Source organism: Alkalihalobacterium alkalinitrilicum, assembly GCF_002019605.1.
GTDB classification, from domain to species: Bacteria; Bacillota; Bacilli; order Bacillales; family Bacillaceae_F; genus Alkalihalobacterium; species Alkalihalobacterium alkalinitrilicum.
Genome location: NZ_KV917368.1, coordinates 1777607 through 1795625, shown reverse-complemented (window position 1 = coordinate 1795625; position 18019 = coordinate 1777607). Strand labels below are relative to the sequence as shown.

Below are 18019 nucleotides of genomic sequence, written 5' to 3'. Positions count from 1 at the left end.
TAATTGAAAGATCAAGTTGTAATCATTACGGGTGGTTCAAGTGGAATGGGCAAGGCGATGGCTAAGAAGTTTGCTTTAAATGGTGCAAATGTTGTAATTTCTGGAAGAAATGAAGAGCGACTGGAAATAGCTAGAGATGAAATTCAACAGTTTAAAGGACAGGTCTTGACTGTGCCGATGGATGTACGAAATCCAGAACAAGTGAAGGTAATGGTAGAAGAGACAGTCAGAGCTTTTGGAAAGATTGATCATTTAGTAAATAATGCGGCAGGAAATTTTATTTGTCCAGCTGAAGAGCTGTCTGTAAATGCGTGGAACGCTGTTATCAATATCGTTTTAAATGGAACATGGTATTGTAGTCAAGAAGTAGGGAAACATTGGATTGCATCACAAACGAAAGGAAGTATTCTTAATATTATTGCAACGTATGCTTGGAGATCAGGTGAAGGTGTAATTCATTCGGCTTGTGCAAAGTCAGGGGTCCTTACAATGACGAGAACGTTAGCCGTTGAATGGGGAAAAAAATACGGAATTCGAACGAATGCAATTGCTCCAGGATCGATTGAAAATACTGGTGGAATGGATAAGTTATTTCAAGGCGAAGAAACTATGAAACAAACCATTGAAAGTGTACCACTAGGGCGTGTTGGACAGCCGGAGGAGATCGCGAATTTAGCAGCATTTCTCCTCTCACCCGAAGCGGAATATATCAATGGTGATTGTATAACAATGGATGGTGGACAATGGCTGAACCAGCCAGCATTTTAACACTAGTAAGCAAAGTTGTAAAAAAATATGAACAACTGTAAATGCAAGCGTGCAGTAAAATGTACGCTTGTTTGATTGATTTTAATGAAGTATTTTGCCAATTGAACATCTATTGATTTTTTTGGGATTGGCATGTTTCTTGCAATATTTTATGAAATAAGAGATTTAAACAATGATCTCTCATTTCATAAAAATCTATCCGATATTTAAGGGGGAGTAAGATGAAAAAGGTTGCATTAATTGTAAGCGCTTTAATTATTGGGTTACTTATGGGGTGTACGAACAGTGATGTTTCCTCTGAAGGAGGTGGGCAAACTTCTTCACAAGAAACATTTAAATGGGTTGCTCATTCACCTTGGCCAGATGGTACAGCCTTACAAAGAATGGCTCAATCGATTGCCGATGATATTACTGAAGCATCAGGTGGGCGTTTGGTTGTCGAAATGCATGCGGCAGGAGAAATCGTACAACCTACTGAGTTATTAGATGCTGTTGAACAAGGTACAGTGGATGCGATTCACAGTTGGGATGGATATTGGGTGGGTAAAATTCCGCAACTTTCACTTTTTGCTTCCGTACCAATGGGATTAAATGAACAAGAGTATTTAGGATGGATAACAACAGATGAGGGGCGTGACCTTTGGCAAGAAGCATATGATCAAGCTGGAATTAGAGTCAAAGTATTAGACGCAGGACCAGGAACACCAGAGATTTTTTATCACTCAAATAAACCGATCCGTACCCTTGAAGACTTTGAAGGTTTAAAAGTAAGAGCAGTAGGAGAGTGGGCAGATATTGTTAATAGATTAGGAGCTTCTGTTGTTTCCATATCAGGCCCAGAAATCTACCAAGCACTCGAAAGAGGTGTAGTAGATGCAATTGAGTTTTCTGGTCCAGCATCGAACTACCCTATGGGTTTCCATGAAATTGCAAAATATATTGTAACGCCAGCTCTCCACCAACCTGCTAGCGTATCAAGTTTCATTATCAATCAGGACAAGTGGGATGAATTGCCTGACGATCTTAAGGCCATTGTTAGACTAGCTACAGAAAATATGTGGGGTAAAGGTTTTGCGGATATGGCTAGAGACGATTTTATTGCAATGGAAGAATATCGCAAACTGGAAGCAGAAGGCAAGATTGAATTTATTGAATTTGAAGAAGAGTCTCAACAAAGGCTTAAAGTCATAGTGGATGATTATTATGCTGAAAGAGCAAGTCAAGATGATCTGTTCAAACAAATATGGGAGTCTCAACAAAATTACGTTGAAGGATTTAGATTTTGGAAGGACATGATGACTCCAAAATATTAAAATTCTATAGGCAACAACGCTAAAGGTCTGCTATAGTTGTTGCCTATTATTTTCTACTTAAAACTTTTAATTAAAAATAAAGCCTTTTAGCTACTATAACGTAAAATTAATATTTAGGTTGAAATGAGGAAGGTGATCGTTTGCTGCGTCAATTGATAAAGCTATTCGAAGGGATTAGTGAGTGGGTTGGAAAAATTTCCAGTTGGTTAATCCTTCTATTAATATTCACCCTAGTTTTTGAGGTTATTAGTAGACACATATTTAATAAGCCAACCATATGGTCCTACGATGTAAGTTACATGCTTGGAGGTTCAGCAGCATTTTTAGGCATGGCTTGGGTTTTAAAAAATAAACAACATATTAGAGTGGATGTTTTTTACGAGAAGCTTTCTAACCGTAATCAAGCGATATTGGATTTGAGTTTAGCGGTGGTTTTGTTCTTCCCTTTAGTTATTTTAGGGTTAATGCATTCTTTTGATTTTGCCTTAACATCTTTTATAAGAGGTGAAGAAATTGTAACAGGTTCGTGGCGAACACCTATATACCCTCTTAAAATGATTATTCCTATATCTTTTACTCTTCTTCTTCTGCAAGGAGTAGCAGATGTAATAAAAGACGTTTCCAAATTACTGGGAAGGGAGATATAGGATGGATGCACAAACAATTTTAATATTTGTTCTAATGATTGTAGGTTTATTAATAGGAATCTTTTCTGGATATTATCTATTTCTTGTACTAGGCGGTCTAGCACTAATCTTTGGTGTGATTTTCTGGGGAGATGCAGCTATTAATCTTATAACAACTAGTGCATTTACTTCGATGAAAAACTATACACTTCTTGCAATTCCTCTATTTATTTTTATGGGAAATATGATGGAGAAATCAGGACTTGCTGAAAAGATATTTCATTCATTAAGTCTTTTACTCGGTCGGATAAAAGGTGGTCTTGCAGTTGCAGTATTATTAGTTTCACTTCTTTTTGCTGCTAGTACTGGAGTTGTTGGTGCAACAGTTGTTACTATGGGACTTCTATTTTTACCTGCAATGTTGCAAAGAGGCTATAATCCTAAGCTAGCAACAGGCGTCATCTGTTCTGGAGGGTCATTGGGAATCCTTATTCCACCAAGTATTATGTTAATTATTTATGGTCCTTTAGCTCAAATTTCTGTCGGACAATTATTTTATGCAGTAATGATCCCAGGCGCTTTACTAGGTGTTCTATATATTATTTATGTCTTAATTCGCGCTCAAATAAATCCGGATTATGCACCTGCAGTTCCGAAAGAAGAGCTTGATCAATATTCGGTAAAAGAGAAGCTTATAGGAATATTACACATTTTCCCGATTGGTATTATCGTTGTTGCTGTCTTAGGGTCAATATGGTTTGGAATAGCACCGCCGACAGAAGCTGCTGCAGTAGGTGCATTTGCAGCGATGTTAGTAGCATTAGCATATCGGAAGTTAAATTTTAAAGTATTAAAAGAAACACTATATGTCACTCTTCAAACCACGAGTATGATATATGCCATCCTCTTTCTCGGTAACTTTTTTGTAAGTGTTTTCATGCGCTTAGGAGGAGGCAGAGTAGTTGAACAAGTCCTAACTTCCTTACCTTTTGGAAAGTGGGGAGTATTTATTATCATGCTTCTTGCTGTCTTTATTTTAGGAATGTTAATGGATTGGATTGCATCAATACTGATAATAGTTCCTATTTTCACACCGATTGCAATTGCGCTTGGCTTTGATCCATTATGGTTTGCAGCAATGATTTGTATTATGTATCAAACATCATTTATCACTCCACCTTTTGCACCAGCATTATTCTACTTAAAAGGTGTTGCACCAAAAAGTGTTAGTACAGGGCAAATTATGAGTGGTGTTTGGCCGTTTGTCGCAATACAAGTTTTACTCATTATTTTATGTGCTTTGTTCCCAAGTTTAATTTTATGGCTTCCTAATAAATTAATAGGATAGCATATTTAATTTTAATAGATTTCTAAATTGAAAGGATGAATGATTATGTTTGATAAAAAATTTGAACACTTTTCTGTAGGAGAAACTTGGATTTCACGAGGAAGAACGATTACTGAAGCAGATATCGTTATGTTTTCTGCATTTAGCGGTGATTGGTATCCACTTCATACTGATAAAGAATATGCTGAAAAACAAACACCTTTTAAACAAAGAATAGCACATGGGATGCTCGTACTTTCAGCAGCAACTGGATTACAAAAGATGGATCCAGAAATTATTGTTGCATTTTATGGAGTTGAAAAGCTTCGTTTTATTACACCAACATTTATTAATGACACCATTCATGTAGAAATGAAAGTACTAGATTTACAAGATAAACAGAACGGAACTGGGGTAGTAACTTTTGAGGAAAAAGTCGTCAAGCAAACTGGGGAAACGGCTATCATTGGTACTTTTAAAGTTTTAATCAATAAGGAAAATAAAGAAGGTTAAGAATAACATAAATTATTGTAAATTCCTTTGAGAGTTAGGGGTGAAAATCTAGTGCATATCGGACATATTTTAAGTAGGATGCATTGGAACACGAATTCTTTTATCCAGAATAAAGTTGCCTTAAAACTAGAAGAAGATGCTGAATGGACATACGAACAGCTGGATAGTGTTTCGACACGTTATGCGAATACACTTCGTGAGCTAGGTGTGCGAAAAGGAGATCGAGTAGGCATCTTACTATTTAATTCATTAGAATATTGCGGTTTATATTTTGCTATTGCAAAATTAGGGGCTATAGCTGTTCGTTTAAATTTTAGATTAACAAGTGAAGAATATGAATTTATTTTAAATGACTCAGGTACAACAGTTCTTTGTTTTCATTCATCCTTGAAAGAAAAATTAGAGCCTATTAAACAGAAAGTTGGGGTGCAACATTATATTGCTCTCAGTTATGATAATGTTCCAACTCCCGATTGGGCATTTCACGAAGAAGTATTACAAAAAGGAAGTTCACAACCTATTCGTGAAACAATCGAAATTAGTGATCCATTAATGCTAATGTATACATCTGGAACGACAGGACGACCGAAAGGAGCTTTATGGTCTCACGATAACACGTTATGGTTTAATGCGATGCAAATTATGAAATGGCAAATTAATGATTCGACTACTACCCTTGTGTCGGGACCGTTATATCATGTAGGTGCATTGGAAGATATTGCATTTCCGACTTTACTTGCAGGTGGCACGGTCATCATGATGAAAAGTGGAAATTTCCAAATTGAACGAACGCTATCCATCATAGAAAACAATAAAGTAACCGATTGTCTGCTTTTTCCTTTTATGATTTATGAAATGCTTAACATGAAAAATGAGGAGGATTATCAATTAAAAAATTTATCAACAATCTATTCAGGTGGCGATCCTGTTCTTCCGTGGGCTTTAGAACAGTTAAAGGGGAGGTATCCTCATATCGGATTAGTGCAAGTGTATGGTTTAACAGAGGGAACTCCTATTGCAACTTCCCTTGATGCTCATGATGTTCAATTGAAAGGACATACAGTTGGAAAACCAATGCCATTAACGGAAGTAAAAATAGTCGATGATAATCGAAATGAACTCCCGATCGGTGAAGTTGGAGAAATTTGTATTAAAAGTCCAGTCGTTTGTAACGGTTATTGGAATCGACCAGAGGTGAATGCCGTTACCTTTGTTGATGGATGGTGCTATACGGGAGATCTCGGGGTAGTTGATGAAGATGGTTTTGTTTCAATAGCTGGTAGAAAAAAAGATATGATTAGAAGTGGTGGGGAAAACATTTATCCAGTTGAAATAGAAAATGTCCTGATTAAACATCCTGATATCATCGATGTAGCTATTATTGGCATTCCAGATGAGAAATTTATTGAGGCAGTATGTGCAGTAGTTATCCGAAAAGAAACAAGCACGATTACAGAAAATGACGTAATCAACTATTGTAAACAGTATCTAGCAAGTTATAAGAAGCCTAAGGTTGTTTGTTTTACGGATACTATCCCAAGAACAGCATCAGGAAAAGTTCAGAAATTTATATTAAGAGAACAATACACGACGATATCTGATATGAATATAGACCTTACATGAATTCCTAGAGTAGAGGAGCGATAAGCTTGTCAGAACAACCTGTTTTATATGAAAAAAAAGGATTTAAGGCATATATAACATTTAATCGACCTCATGCGATGAATTCGATGACACCCGAAGGATTTGAAATGGTCGGAAACTATTTTATTGAAGCTCAAAACGACGAAGACGTTCGGGTTATTATCCTTACAGGTGCTGGTGAAAAAGCTTTTTGTGCGGGGGCCGATTTAAAGCAGACGATCCCTCTTATTCAAGAAGGAAAAATCGATCCAGAAAAATTAGAAGTAGCGATGTTAAAGAATATACCAGTATGGAAGCCCATTATTGCAGCAGTGAATGGTTTCTGTCTAGCTGGTGGGACAGAAATTTTGGAGGCTACTGATATTCGTATCGCTTCAGAAGATGCAAAATTTGGATTGCCTGAACCGAAGTGGTCAATTATGGCTTCTGCAGGATCTCTGGTTAGACTAGTACGGCAAATTCCGTACTGTAGAGCAATGGAAATTCTTTTAACAGGTGAACAAATTTCTGCACATGAGGCACTTGAAATTGGTTTGATTAATAAAGTTGTTTCAAAAGATAAACTATTTGATGAAGTAGAAAGGTATGCAGACATCATTTGTAACAATGGCCCCATTGCTGTACAAAATACCAAAAAGGCTGTATTACGGCTATTAAATCTTCCAATGGATTTAGCCTTCCGTGAAGAGTGGAGTTATTCAGTAGATGCCTTTACTAGTAACGATGCAAAAGAAGGGATCCAATCATTTATTAAAAAAAGATCACCATCTTTTAAAGGTAATTAAAAAAAGAAAAAGTCCAACACTAGAGTTGCTTTTGTTAACATTCGTATTGGACTTATTTTTTATAAGATAGAAAAGTAATATATCCTAGCAAAATGAGTTTTCTGAATATTCCTATTTTATAATAGGTAACTAACGTTAAGAAAGATTTTTTCTTGGGAGTATCGATAAAGTAAATCTCCAGGAGCGTAATCGTTCTATGAAAAAAGGAGGAAAACCCATTGAATTTTGATTTTACGCCAGAACAAGAAATGTTAAGAAAAATGGTCCGGGATTTTGCTCAGAAAGAAGTAGCACCACTTGCCTATGAAATTGATCGGGATGAACGTTTCCCCTACGAAAGCTGGAAAAGAGCAGCTGAATTAGGACTATTAGGGATAACAGCCCCTGAAAAATATGGAGGATCAGGATTAGGCATAACTGAAATGAGCATTGTAGCTGAAGAACTTGCTGCTGTTTGTGTTTCTACATGCGCAACAATTATTCATCAAGCGTGCTTGGTCATTGATAACTTTGTAAAAAATGCAAATGAACAGCAAAAGGAAAAGTATTTACCTGGGCTTTGTTCGGGTGAAATTATAGGTTGTTTAGCAATGACTGAACCTGGGGCGGGTTCAGATGTGATTAGTATGCAGCTGAGGGCAGAAAAGAAAGGCGATGGTTATGTTTTAAATGGTACGAAGACATTTATTACGAATGGACCTAATGCCGATTTAGCAATGGTTTATGTAAAAACAGCTCCAGAACTAGGTTCAAAGGGAATTAGTGTTTTTTTAGTAGAAGACGGAACGCCTGGGTTTAAGAAAGGGAAAAAATTCGAAAAAATGGGTTGGAGAGGTTCACCAACTGGAGAATTAATTTTTGAAGATTGTTATGTTCCGAAAGAGAATTTAGTAGGTATTGAAAACGAAGGAATTAATATTTTAATGAGTGGTTTAAATAGTGAGCGAGTCATTATGGGAGTACAAGGCGCAGGCATAGCACGTGGAGCACTCGATGCTTGCCTAACATATACGAAAGAAAGAAAACAATTCGGAAAACCAATTTCACAATTTCAAATGATTCAAGAAAAATTAGCAAATATGTACGTTGAAATTGAGGCTAGTCAACTTCTTGCCTATAAAGGAGCAACTCTTTGCGACCAAGGGAGAGCAAGGGAAATTAATAAGCTTGCAGCAGCTGCCAAGTTATATGGTTCAGAAGTAGCTATGAAATCTACAACAGAAGCGGTTCAAATCTTCGGAGGATACGGCTATATTAAAGAATTTCTGTTGAAAGATATATGAGGGATGCCAAGTTAATGCAAATTGGGGGCGGAACATCTGAAATTCAACGACACATCATTTCTAAGCAATTACTTTCATAACAAAATTGAGGAGGTTTGCTATGACGATATCTAACGAGCAGAAGGTAGAACTTTTGAAGCAAATATTAACTGCGAGAGAGTTTGAAGAAAGATTGTCAAAATTGTTTGCTGAAAATAAGTTAGCAGGTTGGGTCCACTTATGTAAAGGGCAGGAAACGATGGGGGCCGCACTTTCCCTTTTTATGAAATCCGAAGATTTTCTTGTGCCGTATCATCGCTCTAGATCTTCCCTGTTAGGAAAAGGACTCGAACCTAAAATCTTATTATCCGAAATTATGGGAAAAAAGACGGGCTGTTGTAATGGCATTGGTGGAGAAGCTCATATTATGGATGCGAAATCAGGTATTTATGGTACTGGAGGCATCATCGGAAGTAGTATCCCGATTTCAGTCGGAATTGCTTATGCAAATCAATTAGAAGGAAATAACTCTATCGTTATCTCGGGTTTTGGTGAGGGAGGAAGCAATCGGGGGGCTTTTCACGAAGCTTTAAATATGGCTGCTACATGGAACTTAGGGATTGTTTTTATATGCGAAAACAACCAATATGCTGAGTTTTCACCACTAGATGTACAAATGAAAATTGAAAATTTGGCCGACCGTGCCATCGGGTACGGAATGCCTGGTGAAATTGTGGACGGCTATAACCCGATCGAATGTGCTGAAATAGTAGAAAAAGCAATTCAACGTGCTCGCAATGGTGGTGGACCAACACTTATCGAAGTCAAAACGTATCGTCTTCACGGACATTATGAAGGTGATCCAATGAATTATAGAACGAAGGAAGAGTATGAACATTGGGCACGACGTGATCCTGTAATTACATTTCGTCAGGAACTACTCGGTGCAAATGTGATTAATGAAGACGAGTTAGATCAGTTTGAAAAGGACATGAATGAATGGTTAGATGAAGCGGTTCATTTTGCATTAGATTCCCCGTACCCAGATGAAGAAGATGCTAGAAAATTTGTTTATGCATAGAAAGGAGGGGTAAGATGACGGAAAAATTAAATTTACGTTGGGCTTTAAATCACGCGTTAGATGAAGAAATGGCTCGCGATAAAAAGGTATTTTTAATGGGTGAAGATATCGGGAAAGCGGGAGGAACCTTTGGAATCACCCGTGGCTTGTATGAGAAATATGGTGACTTACGGGTTAAAGATACTCCAATAAGTGAAGAAGGAATTATGGGAGCTGCAGTCGGTGCGGCGCTCGTAGGTTATCGTCCAATCGTTGACCTCATGTTTATGGATTTTATTACGATTGCGATGGAACAACTCGCCAATCAAGCTGCTAAGACGTACTATTTTTCAGGTGGAAAAATTAAAGTTCCATTAGTCGTAAGAGCACTTGCGGGTGGAGGATTTCGTGCGGGAGGTCACCATTCGCAAACACTTGAAAGCTGGTTTACTCATGTACCAGGATTAAAGGTCGTTTACCCCTCTACACCTTATGATGCAAAAGGGTTATTAAAGGCATCAATTCGAGATGATAATCCCGTTGTCTTTTTAGAACATAAGTCATTATTAGGTTTAAAGGGAGCAGTTCCTTCAGAAGAATACGTAATTCCTTTAGGAAAAGCAGATATTAAGAGGGAAGGAAAAGATGTAACGATTGTTACGTTTGGACGGATGATTCACACTTGTTTAGAGGCTGCTAAAGAACTATCAGAACTTGGAATAGAAGCCGAGGTAGTTGATCCACGAACACTATTACCGTTAGATAAAGAAACGATTATTCAATCTGTTCAAAAAACGAATCGTGTCATGATTGTTCAAGAGGCACCTTTACATAGTGGGTTTGGTGCGGAAATAGCAGCGATGATTAGTGAAGAAGCGGTTTATGACCTTGACGCGCCTATTAAGCGTGTAGCTGGTGCATTTACACCTATTCCAGTCGGAAAAACAGAAGATTTCTTATACCCTAGCGTTAGCGACATCGTTTTAACTGCTAAGAGTTTAGTAGATTAGGAGGGATACATGTGCAACAAATTGAAATAAATGTCCCCAAATTAGGAGTTGAAATGAAAAGTGCTGTCGTTGATCAGTGGGAACGATCGGAGGGGGACTGGGTGAACAAAGGTGATATTTTACTAAGTATCCAAACCGATAAAGTGACTTATGAAATTGAAGCACCTGATAGTGGTTTTCTCCATATTGTTGGTCAAGTTGAAACGGAATATCAGATTGGTGAATTATTAGCTCAACTAGCAAAGACAGAAGAAGTTTATGAGAAATTAACAAGTAATAAAAATTTAAACACTACAAAAATAAATGCAGTAATAGAAAAAACTGAAGAACAACTGAATCGTCTCAAAACGAATTATTTACAACATCGAAAGCAGCGTAAAAAAATATCTCCACTAGCTAAAAAGATGGCTCAAGTCCATTCTATAGATCTCGCTGGTGTTACAGGAACTGGTCCATCTGGGGCAATTGTGAAAAGAGATATACTGAATAAGTTAGAAGAGATTAAAGAAGATCAAAGCGGGAAACATGCATTACAAAAACAAGATAACCAACAAGGACCTCATTTAACAAATTATATTCATTTGGGTACAAACAAAACAATTAAGGAAACCAGACCTTTAAGTGGTATTCGGAAAGTAATAGCTGAGCGTATGTTTTCGAGTTTACAAAACACCGCACAAATGACAGATATCAATGAAGTGGAAGTTTCACCACTCATTCAATTTAGAGAAGAATTAAATGAATTGGCTGAAATTTCTGGGGTGAAAATCTCGTATACTGCTCTACTTGTGAAATCCGTTGCTAGTGTATTAAAAGCAGTACCAATATTAAATGCCAGTATTGATGAACAAGAAATAATCCTTTGGGAAAATATTAATATTGGGTTCGCTGTTTCTATTGATGATGGTTTAGTAGTGCCCGTTATTCACGACGCCGATAAACTTTCAATCGGTCAAATCCAGCAACAAATGAATGAATTAATTATGAAAGCTAAAGCGAAGCAAATCCAGCCTAATGACATTAATGGTAGTACGTTTACGGTAACAAATATAGGAAGTTATGGTTCGTTGATAGGGACCCCAATATTAAATACACCAGAAGTAGGTATTTTAGGAACAGGGGCCATTCAAGAAAAGCCTGTTGTTAAAAATGGAGAAATTGTAATTGGCAACATGATGGGAACGAGTTTGACAGTCGACCATCGTTTAATTGATGGAGCAGTTGCAGGAAGGTTTCAAAAAGAGTTTAGAAGGATGATGGAAAACCCCAAGCTCCTTATGATTAGTTAATCGACTATCAATAAATTAGTGTAGAAATGCGGTGGAATGTATGGCTGAGTCAGAATGGGATGTCATTATTGTAGGAGGAGGTCCTGGTGGATATTCAGCGGCGATTCGATGTGGTCAGTTAGGGTTAAAAACACTATTAATTGAAAAAGGTGAATTAGGTGGGACGTGTTTAAATGTTGGATGTATACCTACGAAATCCTACGTCCATTTTGCAGAGCTTATTACAAAGATAAGAAGTGCAAACCAAATAGGTGTTAAGGCTGAAATTAATTATATTGATCTAGAAAAATTTCAATCTAATAAACAGTCTATCGTTCATAAATTAACGAATGGTATAGCTCATTTATTAAAAAATTCTGGAGTAAAGGTCGAAAAAGGCAGCGCTAGTTTCCTTTCACCTTATCAATTAAAGATAAAAAAAGGGAACAAAGAAAAGATTGCTGAAGCGAAAAATATAATTGTTGCCGTTGGTACTTCTCCAATAAATCTTAATACCCTTTCATTTGATTATGAAACGATTGTTTCAAGTTCTGAAGTATTATCTTGGACAACATTACCCAAACATATAGCGATTATCGGTGGTGGAGTCATTGGATTGGAATTTGCAAGTATTTTTTCTCAATTAGGGGTTCGTGTCACAGTAATCGAACAATTACCCCAAATTTTAGCGATGGAAGATGAAGAAATAGTTTCCATGTTAAAGCGGAGTTTAGAAAAACGCGGAGTAGTTTTTTATACATCAACAAAAATAAAGTCCCATGAAAAAAAAGTTGGAAAGGTTTCAATAACACTAGAAAACGTAACATCTAAATTTGAGCTAATGTTCGATAAGGTGTTAGTTGCCGCGGGGAGGAAACCAAATATCGAAAATCTAGATCTAGTTAATGTACCTATTAAAATTGATAAAGGTTTTATCTTAACTAATGAATATATGGAAACGAACGTAAAAGGCATCTATGCCGTAGGTGATGTAACACCAATGTGGCCATTAGCCCATGTAGCTTATGAAGAAGGTTTGGTAGCTGCTGAAAATATTGCAGGCAAGAAGACCAAGATGAATTATCAAGCAACTCCAAGGTGTATTTATACTGCCCCAGAATTAAGTGCTGTTGGGCTAACGGAGCTACAGGCTAAACAACAGTATAACCATGTTACGAGTCAGACTATTTCTTTCAATGCAAACAGTAAGGCGCTGATTAATGGGAATGGGATTGGTGAAGGAAAGCTGAAGATTATTTTCGACGAAACATACGGAGAAATTTTTGGGTTTTCAATGGTAGGTAATGGGGTCAATGAATTAATTGCAGAGGGAACGCTTGCTATGCATCTTGAGTCAACAGTTGAAGAATTAACACACGTCATCCATCCTCACCCTTCTTTATCAGAAGGTGTAAAAGAATTAGCATTATTGGCAATGGGTAAACCATTGCACACCTCATCATTGGTATCACAGTGGAAGTAAAAAGAGGAGGAATTAAATGTTAGAGAAGCTGTTTAATTTAAAAGGCAAAACAGTCATTGTTACTGGAGGCAGTAGAGGGATAGGAGAAACGATGGTAAAGGCGTTGTCAGAAGTTGGTGCGAATGTGGTTGTCGCAAGCCGAAACATTGAGAGGTGTAAAGATGTTGTTTCAAGTATTGAAGAAAATGGTGGGAATGCTCTGGCCATTGAATTAGATGTAGGTAGTGAAGAAAGTGCAAAAGAGATGGTCCAACAAACACTAGATCATTTTGGTTCCATTGATGTTTTAGTGAATAATGCAGGGATCAGTCCATTTATGTCAGCAATTGAAAAAACGAAACCATCAGGGTTTGACAAAATTATGAATATCAATTTACGAGGTGCTTTACTTTGTGCACAAGCAGTGAGTGAACATATGATAAGCAAAAAGAGTGGCAAGATCATTAATATTTCTTCCTCGTCAGCAGCAGTTCCTGTTAAGGGAATTGGTGTGTATGCAGTGAGTAAAACAGCATTAATTCAACTAACCAAAACGTTAGCTTTTGAATGGGGTAAATACAATATCAATGTAAATTCGATAGCACCAGGTTTTATGGATGCAGGTGTAGCAGACCTTGTTCAAGATTTAGATGGATTTTTTGATGATATTTTACACCGTACTCCGTTGGGGCGAACAGGAAAAGCAACAGAATTAATAGGGACTTTATTGTTACTCACTTCTGATGCTTCTAGTTATATTACAGGACAAACGATCTTCATCGATGGAGGGGCAGGAAATTGTTAAGTGAAAAAAGAGTTGCCGTTGTGACAGGTGCTGGTAGAGGGATAGGTCAGTCCATCGTTAGGAAGCTAGTTTTAGACGGTTACAAAGTGTACGGAATTGATAAAAGATTGAATTTGGATATTTCAGAGCATGATCAAAATCAAGATCTTCAAGCGATATCATATGTCGAAGTAGATGTAACGGATCCTAATCGTATAAGTGATGTGTTTGACAATATTTACAGTCAAAATGGTCGTTTAGATATTCTCGTGAATAATGCAGCAATTACTAATAATATTTCGGCCATTGCAAAGATGGATATTGATAAATGGCAACAAGAATTAGATGTAAATTTAAATGGTGTCTTTTATTGCACAAAGTATGCTTTGAAGTATATGGTTCAAAAAAACTGGGGCAGGATTGTTAATATTTCTTCTATGGCTGGTAAAATCGGATTAGATCGCCAGTCATCTTACGCAGCAAGTAAAGCTGGAATATTAGGACTAACTAAAAATGTGACAATAGAATATGCAGAGCATGGAATTGCTTGTAATGCGATCTTGCCTGGCTTAATTAATACCGAAGCAGTTCAATCCATGCCCCCTGCAATTAGGGATGAAGCGATGAACTCTATCCCTGCCAATCGTTTCGGTGAAACAGAAGAGGTGGCACAATTAGTATCTTTCCTTATATCGGATCAAGCGGGTTATATTAATGGAATTGAAATTCCAATTGATGGTGGTTCACATTGCAATCCAATTACTCTTGCAAGAACGAAAAAGACATGATGAGTATCTAATTCTATTCAATTGAAGTCCGATGCAACTATTCTCGTAAACTAACATTTCTTGTAAATTTAAATGTAAGAAAAGAGGTATTTCATGGACAAAAACTATGAGGAATATGATTGGAAGACGATCGTTGATGAGTTATATCAGTATTTACGGCTTAAAACGAACCCTATTGGAATGAAGATGTTTGAGAAAAAGGAAGAGATGGAAGCGATACACAAAATTCGCCGTCCAAGCCAAATTCATACTGCCGATCAAATTGTTGCGCAAGCAGCCAGGTTAGGATGGACGGTAGGGATAACAGCTGAAGACCTCGTTGGACCGCAATGTCAAGTTGTCCTTGGATTATCTCCTCGCGATAAAAAATGGCTTGCTGGTAAAGAAATGTCTGGTGTTTGGTTTGAAAGTGAAGAAGATTCTTCTCATCATCAGCATGCGATGACTGTCGTTCCTTATGGGCAATATGAGGCAATGGCTGTTTCCCCTTTGGCAGTAAATCGATTGAATTCACCTGACATTTGTTTAATCTATGCCACACCAGGCCAAATGATTTTGTTCATAAACGGCTTACAATGGAATCAGTATGAGAAATTTGATTGGAGTGTTGTTGGAGAATCTTCTTGTGCAGATTCGTGGGGACGTGCACTAGCTACAGGCAAGCCTAGTTTATCTATTCCGTGTTATGCAGAACGTCGATATGGAGGAGTACTGGATGATGAGTTGTTAATTGCTTTACCACCACAAGACTTAATAAAAGCTTTAGAAGGGCTAAAACATCTCCATCGAAATGGCCTGCGTTACCCAATTCCACAATATGGAATTCAAATGGATGCTCGTTCAGGTCTTCAAGTTAGTTATGGTAAAGAAAAATAGTATATCAAGTACACATATCAAGAATAAAAGGAGGTAACTATGGGAAATGATTATTGGTTCAGTAAAGAACAATTACAGGTGATGTCCCAACCTACAATTGAACGTGTTTTGAGTTTAATAGACACTCGTCAGTTTATAGAAGCAATAGAACTAGCTGAGACCATTAAATTAGAGTGGGGATTTTTAAGGAAGTTAATGGTGAATTCCACGATAGAATTACTTAACTTTATTGAAACTAAATTGGATATTACTCATTTTTATGCCTTAGAAGACATGGTAAACAAGGTGTGGAAACCAGGCTTCGATTCTATAAATGATACTATAAGAAAAAAAGTCGCAATTGAAATAACTGAAAGATGGGAGAAGATAGGTGCAGTTGTAGAAAATAAGGAATTTGTAAACGTGTTCTCTATTAAACTATTAAATGAGATGACAACCCCTTTGAAAGATACGGATTTAGTAGAGCAGATAAGAAACGGTGATGAAAAAGGTATAAAAAAACTCTGTGAAGAGGTAAACCACGAATGGGGCCTTCTCCACGACTTATTAGTTGAATCAATAGCTGCGTTATTAACCTTTATAGGCGAATATTACGGTGAGGAAAAAGTAGGTGAAGCATTAAAATTCATGACCGAGCAAGTATGGAAAGAGCCACATAATAAAATAAATGCTCGTGAACGAAAAGAGATTGTTTCGGCATTAGCCGCTACTTGGAGAGCTCATAGTACAGGAGGAATAGGGCCAGAAGCTGGTGGGTTTTCGATAGAAGAAGATGCTGAAAAATTTACATTTAAATTAGAACCTTGTGGAAGCGGCCAAAGGTTATGGAAAAGGGGGTTATATGAGCACCCTAAAAAATTCAGTAAAACCAAAGATGAGTATCTATGGTCTTTTAACAGAAAAGATTTCCCTTATTATTGTGCTCACTGCACTTATATGAATGAAATAATGCCCATTGAATGGTCGGGTACTCCAATCTATCCCTTAGACCCACCAAAAACGAAAGACCATCCATGTACTTGGTATTATTATAAAAACCCAGCAGACACGCCTGACAGATTTTACGAGCGGTATAGCTACGATAAAGAGAAGATGTTAAGTAAGCATAATAAATAGGAATAAAATTTGGGGTGATAAGATGGATAGAAAAATGAAGGCGGCCGTGCTGAAGGGTGCAAAACAATTAGAAATTCAAATGGTTGAAATTCCTGAAATAGGCCCTAAAGATGTTTTATTAAAAATAAAGGCCGTAGGAATTTGCGGTTCAGATATGCACAGTTATCGAGAAGGGTTATACTCATTTCCGAATCAAATTATGGGGCATGAATTTTGTGGAGAAGTTGTAGAAGTGGGAAAAGATGTTACAGATATTTCTGTTAGTGATAGAGCTACTGGTTTCACAGTTTCCTATTGTGGTGAGTGTTACTACTGTCAAAAAAAAGACTTTCGAATGTGTCCACAGTTATTTGAGAATTTTAGCGGATACGGTAAACCAGGTGCAATGGCCGAGTATCTACGTATAGAAAATGCACAACTTGATGTTAATCTATTTAAGATACCTGACCATTTAAGTGATGAGGTTGCTGCAACGGCTGAGCCTTTAGGCACAGCCATTTACACCATGCTTAGGACAAAACCAACAAAGGAGGATAAGGTAGTCATCATTGGAGCTGGTCTTATCGGTAATTTAATAACACAAGTAATGAAAACGGTTCCAGTTTCAAAAGTAATTGTGACAGAAGTATCAAAACAAAGGTTAGAGACGGTTAAAGAGATGGGTGCAGATGTAGTTATTGATGTCACTTCTACTGAAAACTTGTTAGCTGCTGTTCAAGAACATACTGGCATCGGAAAGCACCATTTTGGCGAAGGTGGTATGGCAGATATAGTAATTGATGCTGCTGCAGCTCCTGGTACATTGAATCAATCGCTTGATTTTGTAAGGAGTAAGGGGACAGTGGGTTTAGTTGGAATTCCAGAGAAAAACCCAGAAGTGAACTCTGCAAGAATTATTCATAAAGATATACGTGTAGTTGGAATATTAGGTTCGATTATTCCAAAGGGACTTGAGTACTTAGCAAAAGGTTTAGTTAAAACAGAACTATTAATCACCCACCGATTTTCACTAGATGAAGCGGTAGAAGCGTTTGAAACATTGGAGTCAGATCCGACGGCCGTAAAGGTGATGATTAAACCCTAGGCAAACTTTAGGTGAGGTGTCAAACAAATTAACAACTTTATTAAGGTGTTTAATAGAATTTAAATGTGTCATATAGATTGATGGTAAAGACGAATGTACGTTAATCCTATATGATCTATGACCTCACATTTGTATATATAATTTAACAAGTGTACAGCTTTATGGACAAGAAAGTAATCGGGAATGTTTAATAAAGTCTATTCTAACAAATATTCAACAAGTAACTCTAGTATTTTGATTGGCATAGTAATTGCATGAATACCATTGAAAAGTCAACTGTTTTTAGAAAAGGTGGTGGTGTATTTGTAAGCGGTTTCTTATCGGAGAGGAGTA

The 18019-nt window shown here is 37.2% G+C and carries 16 protein-coding genes and 1 pseudogene; all 17 read left to right on the top strand.

Annotated features, from left to right (window positions below):
* Window positions 1-3: 3 nt before the first annotated feature.
* On the top strand, window positions 4-768 hold the full coding sequence (gene fadH / locus BK574_RS08365) for a 2,4-dienoyl-CoA reductase (RefSeq protein ID WP_078428289.1): 765 nt from the start codon (window positions 4-6) through the stop codon (window positions 766-768).
* Between the two features lie 221 nt (window positions 769-989).
* The gene (gene dctP, locus BK574_RS08360; protein WP_078428288.1) at window positions 990-2081 is read left to right on the top strand and encodes a TRAP transporter substrate-binding protein DctP; all 1092 of its coding nucleotides are present in this window, start codon (window positions 990-992) and stop codon (window positions 2079-2081) included.
* A gap of 140 nt (window positions 2082-2221) precedes the next feature.
* Window positions 2222-2728 (top strand): TRAP transporter small permease subunit, encoded by a 507-nt coding sequence (locus BK574_RS08355; RefSeq protein ID WP_078428287.1) that lies wholly within the window; start codon window positions 2222-2224, stop codon window positions 2726-2728.
* Between the two features lies 1 nt (window position 2729).
* Window positions 2730-4055 carry a TRAP transporter large permease gene (locus BK574_RS08350; protein ID WP_078428286.1) on the top strand — a complete coding sequence of 442 codons (1326 nt, stop codon included), beginning with the start codon at window positions 2730-2732 and terminating at the stop codon, window positions 4053-4055.
* Window positions 4056-4100: 45 nt separating this feature from the next.
* Window positions 4101-4547, top strand: a complete 447-nt coding sequence (locus tag BK574_RS08345) for a MaoC/PaaZ C-terminal domain-containing protein (RefSeq protein WP_078428285.1) — start codon at window positions 4101-4103, stop codon at window positions 4545-4547.
* Window positions 4548-4598: 51 nt separating this feature from the next.
* Window positions 4599-6170 (top strand): AMP-binding protein, encoded by a 1572-nt coding sequence (locus tag BK574_RS08340; RefSeq protein WP_078428284.1) that lies wholly within the window; start codon window positions 4599-4601, stop codon window positions 6168-6170.
* Window positions 6171-6196: 26 nt separating this feature from the next.
* Window positions 6197-6976 (top strand): enoyl-CoA hydratase/isomerase family protein, encoded by a 780-nt coding sequence (locus BK574_RS08335; protein ID WP_078428283.1) that lies wholly within the window; start codon window positions 6197-6199, stop codon window positions 6974-6976.
* Window positions 6977-7194: 218 nt separating this feature from the next.
* Window positions 7195-8339, top strand: a pseudogene (locus tag BK574_RS08330) (acyl-CoA dehydrogenase family protein).
* Between the two features lie 20 nt (window positions 8340-8359).
* The gene (locus BK574_RS08325; RefSeq protein ID WP_078428282.1) at window positions 8360-9319 is read left to right on the top strand and encodes a thiamine pyrophosphate-dependent dehydrogenase E1 component subunit alpha; all 960 of its coding nucleotides are present in this window, start codon (window positions 8360-8362) and stop codon (window positions 9317-9319) included.
* Window positions 9320-9333: 14 nt separating this feature from the next.
* A complete protein-coding gene (locus BK574_RS08320) occupies window positions 9334-10308 on the top strand; it encodes an alpha-ketoacid dehydrogenase subunit beta (RefSeq protein ID WP_078428281.1) in 975 nt (324 codons plus the stop codon).
* Window positions 10309-10319: 11 nt separating this feature from the next.
* Complete coding sequence (locus tag BK574_RS08315) at window positions 10320-11597, top strand: dihydrolipoamide acetyltransferase family protein (protein WP_078428280.1); 1278 nt, start codon at window positions 10320-10322, stop codon at window positions 11595-11597.
* Window positions 11598-11637: 40 nt separating this feature from the next.
* Window positions 11638-13059 carry a dihydrolipoyl dehydrogenase gene (lpdA, locus tag BK574_RS08310; RefSeq protein ID WP_078428279.1) on the top strand — a complete coding sequence of 474 codons (1422 nt, stop codon included), beginning with the start codon at window positions 11638-11640 and terminating at the stop codon, window positions 13057-13059.
* Window positions 13060-13075: 16 nt separating this feature from the next.
* Window positions 13076-13843, top strand: a complete 768-nt coding sequence (locus tag BK574_RS08305) for an SDR family NAD(P)-dependent oxidoreductase (protein WP_078428278.1) — start codon at window positions 13076-13078, stop codon at window positions 13841-13843.
* A complete protein-coding gene (locus tag BK574_RS08300; protein WP_078428277.1) occupies window positions 13837-14610 on the top strand; it encodes an SDR family NAD(P)-dependent oxidoreductase in 774 nt (257 codons plus the stop codon). Before BK574_RS08305 ends, BK574_RS08300 begins: the two co-directional genes overlap by 7 nt.
* 93 nt (window positions 14611-14703) lie before the next feature.
* Entirely contained in the window at window positions 14704-15486 is a 783-nt protein-coding gene (locus BK574_RS08295) for a DUF169 domain-containing protein (RefSeq protein ID WP_078428276.1), read from the top strand.
* A 39-nt stretch (window positions 15487-15525) separates the two neighbouring features.
* Window positions 15526-16602 carry a hypothetical protein gene (locus BK574_RS08290; RefSeq protein WP_142247925.1) on the top strand — a complete coding sequence of 359 codons (1077 nt, stop codon included), beginning with the start codon at window positions 15526-15528 and terminating at the stop codon, window positions 16600-16602.
* Window positions 16603-16624: 22 nt separating this feature from the next.
* On the top strand, window positions 16625-17686 hold the full coding sequence (locus BK574_RS08285) for a zinc-dependent alcohol dehydrogenase (RefSeq protein WP_218970560.1): 1062 nt from the start codon (window positions 16625-16627) through the stop codon (window positions 17684-17686).
* Window positions 17687-18019 lie beyond the last annotated feature (333 nt).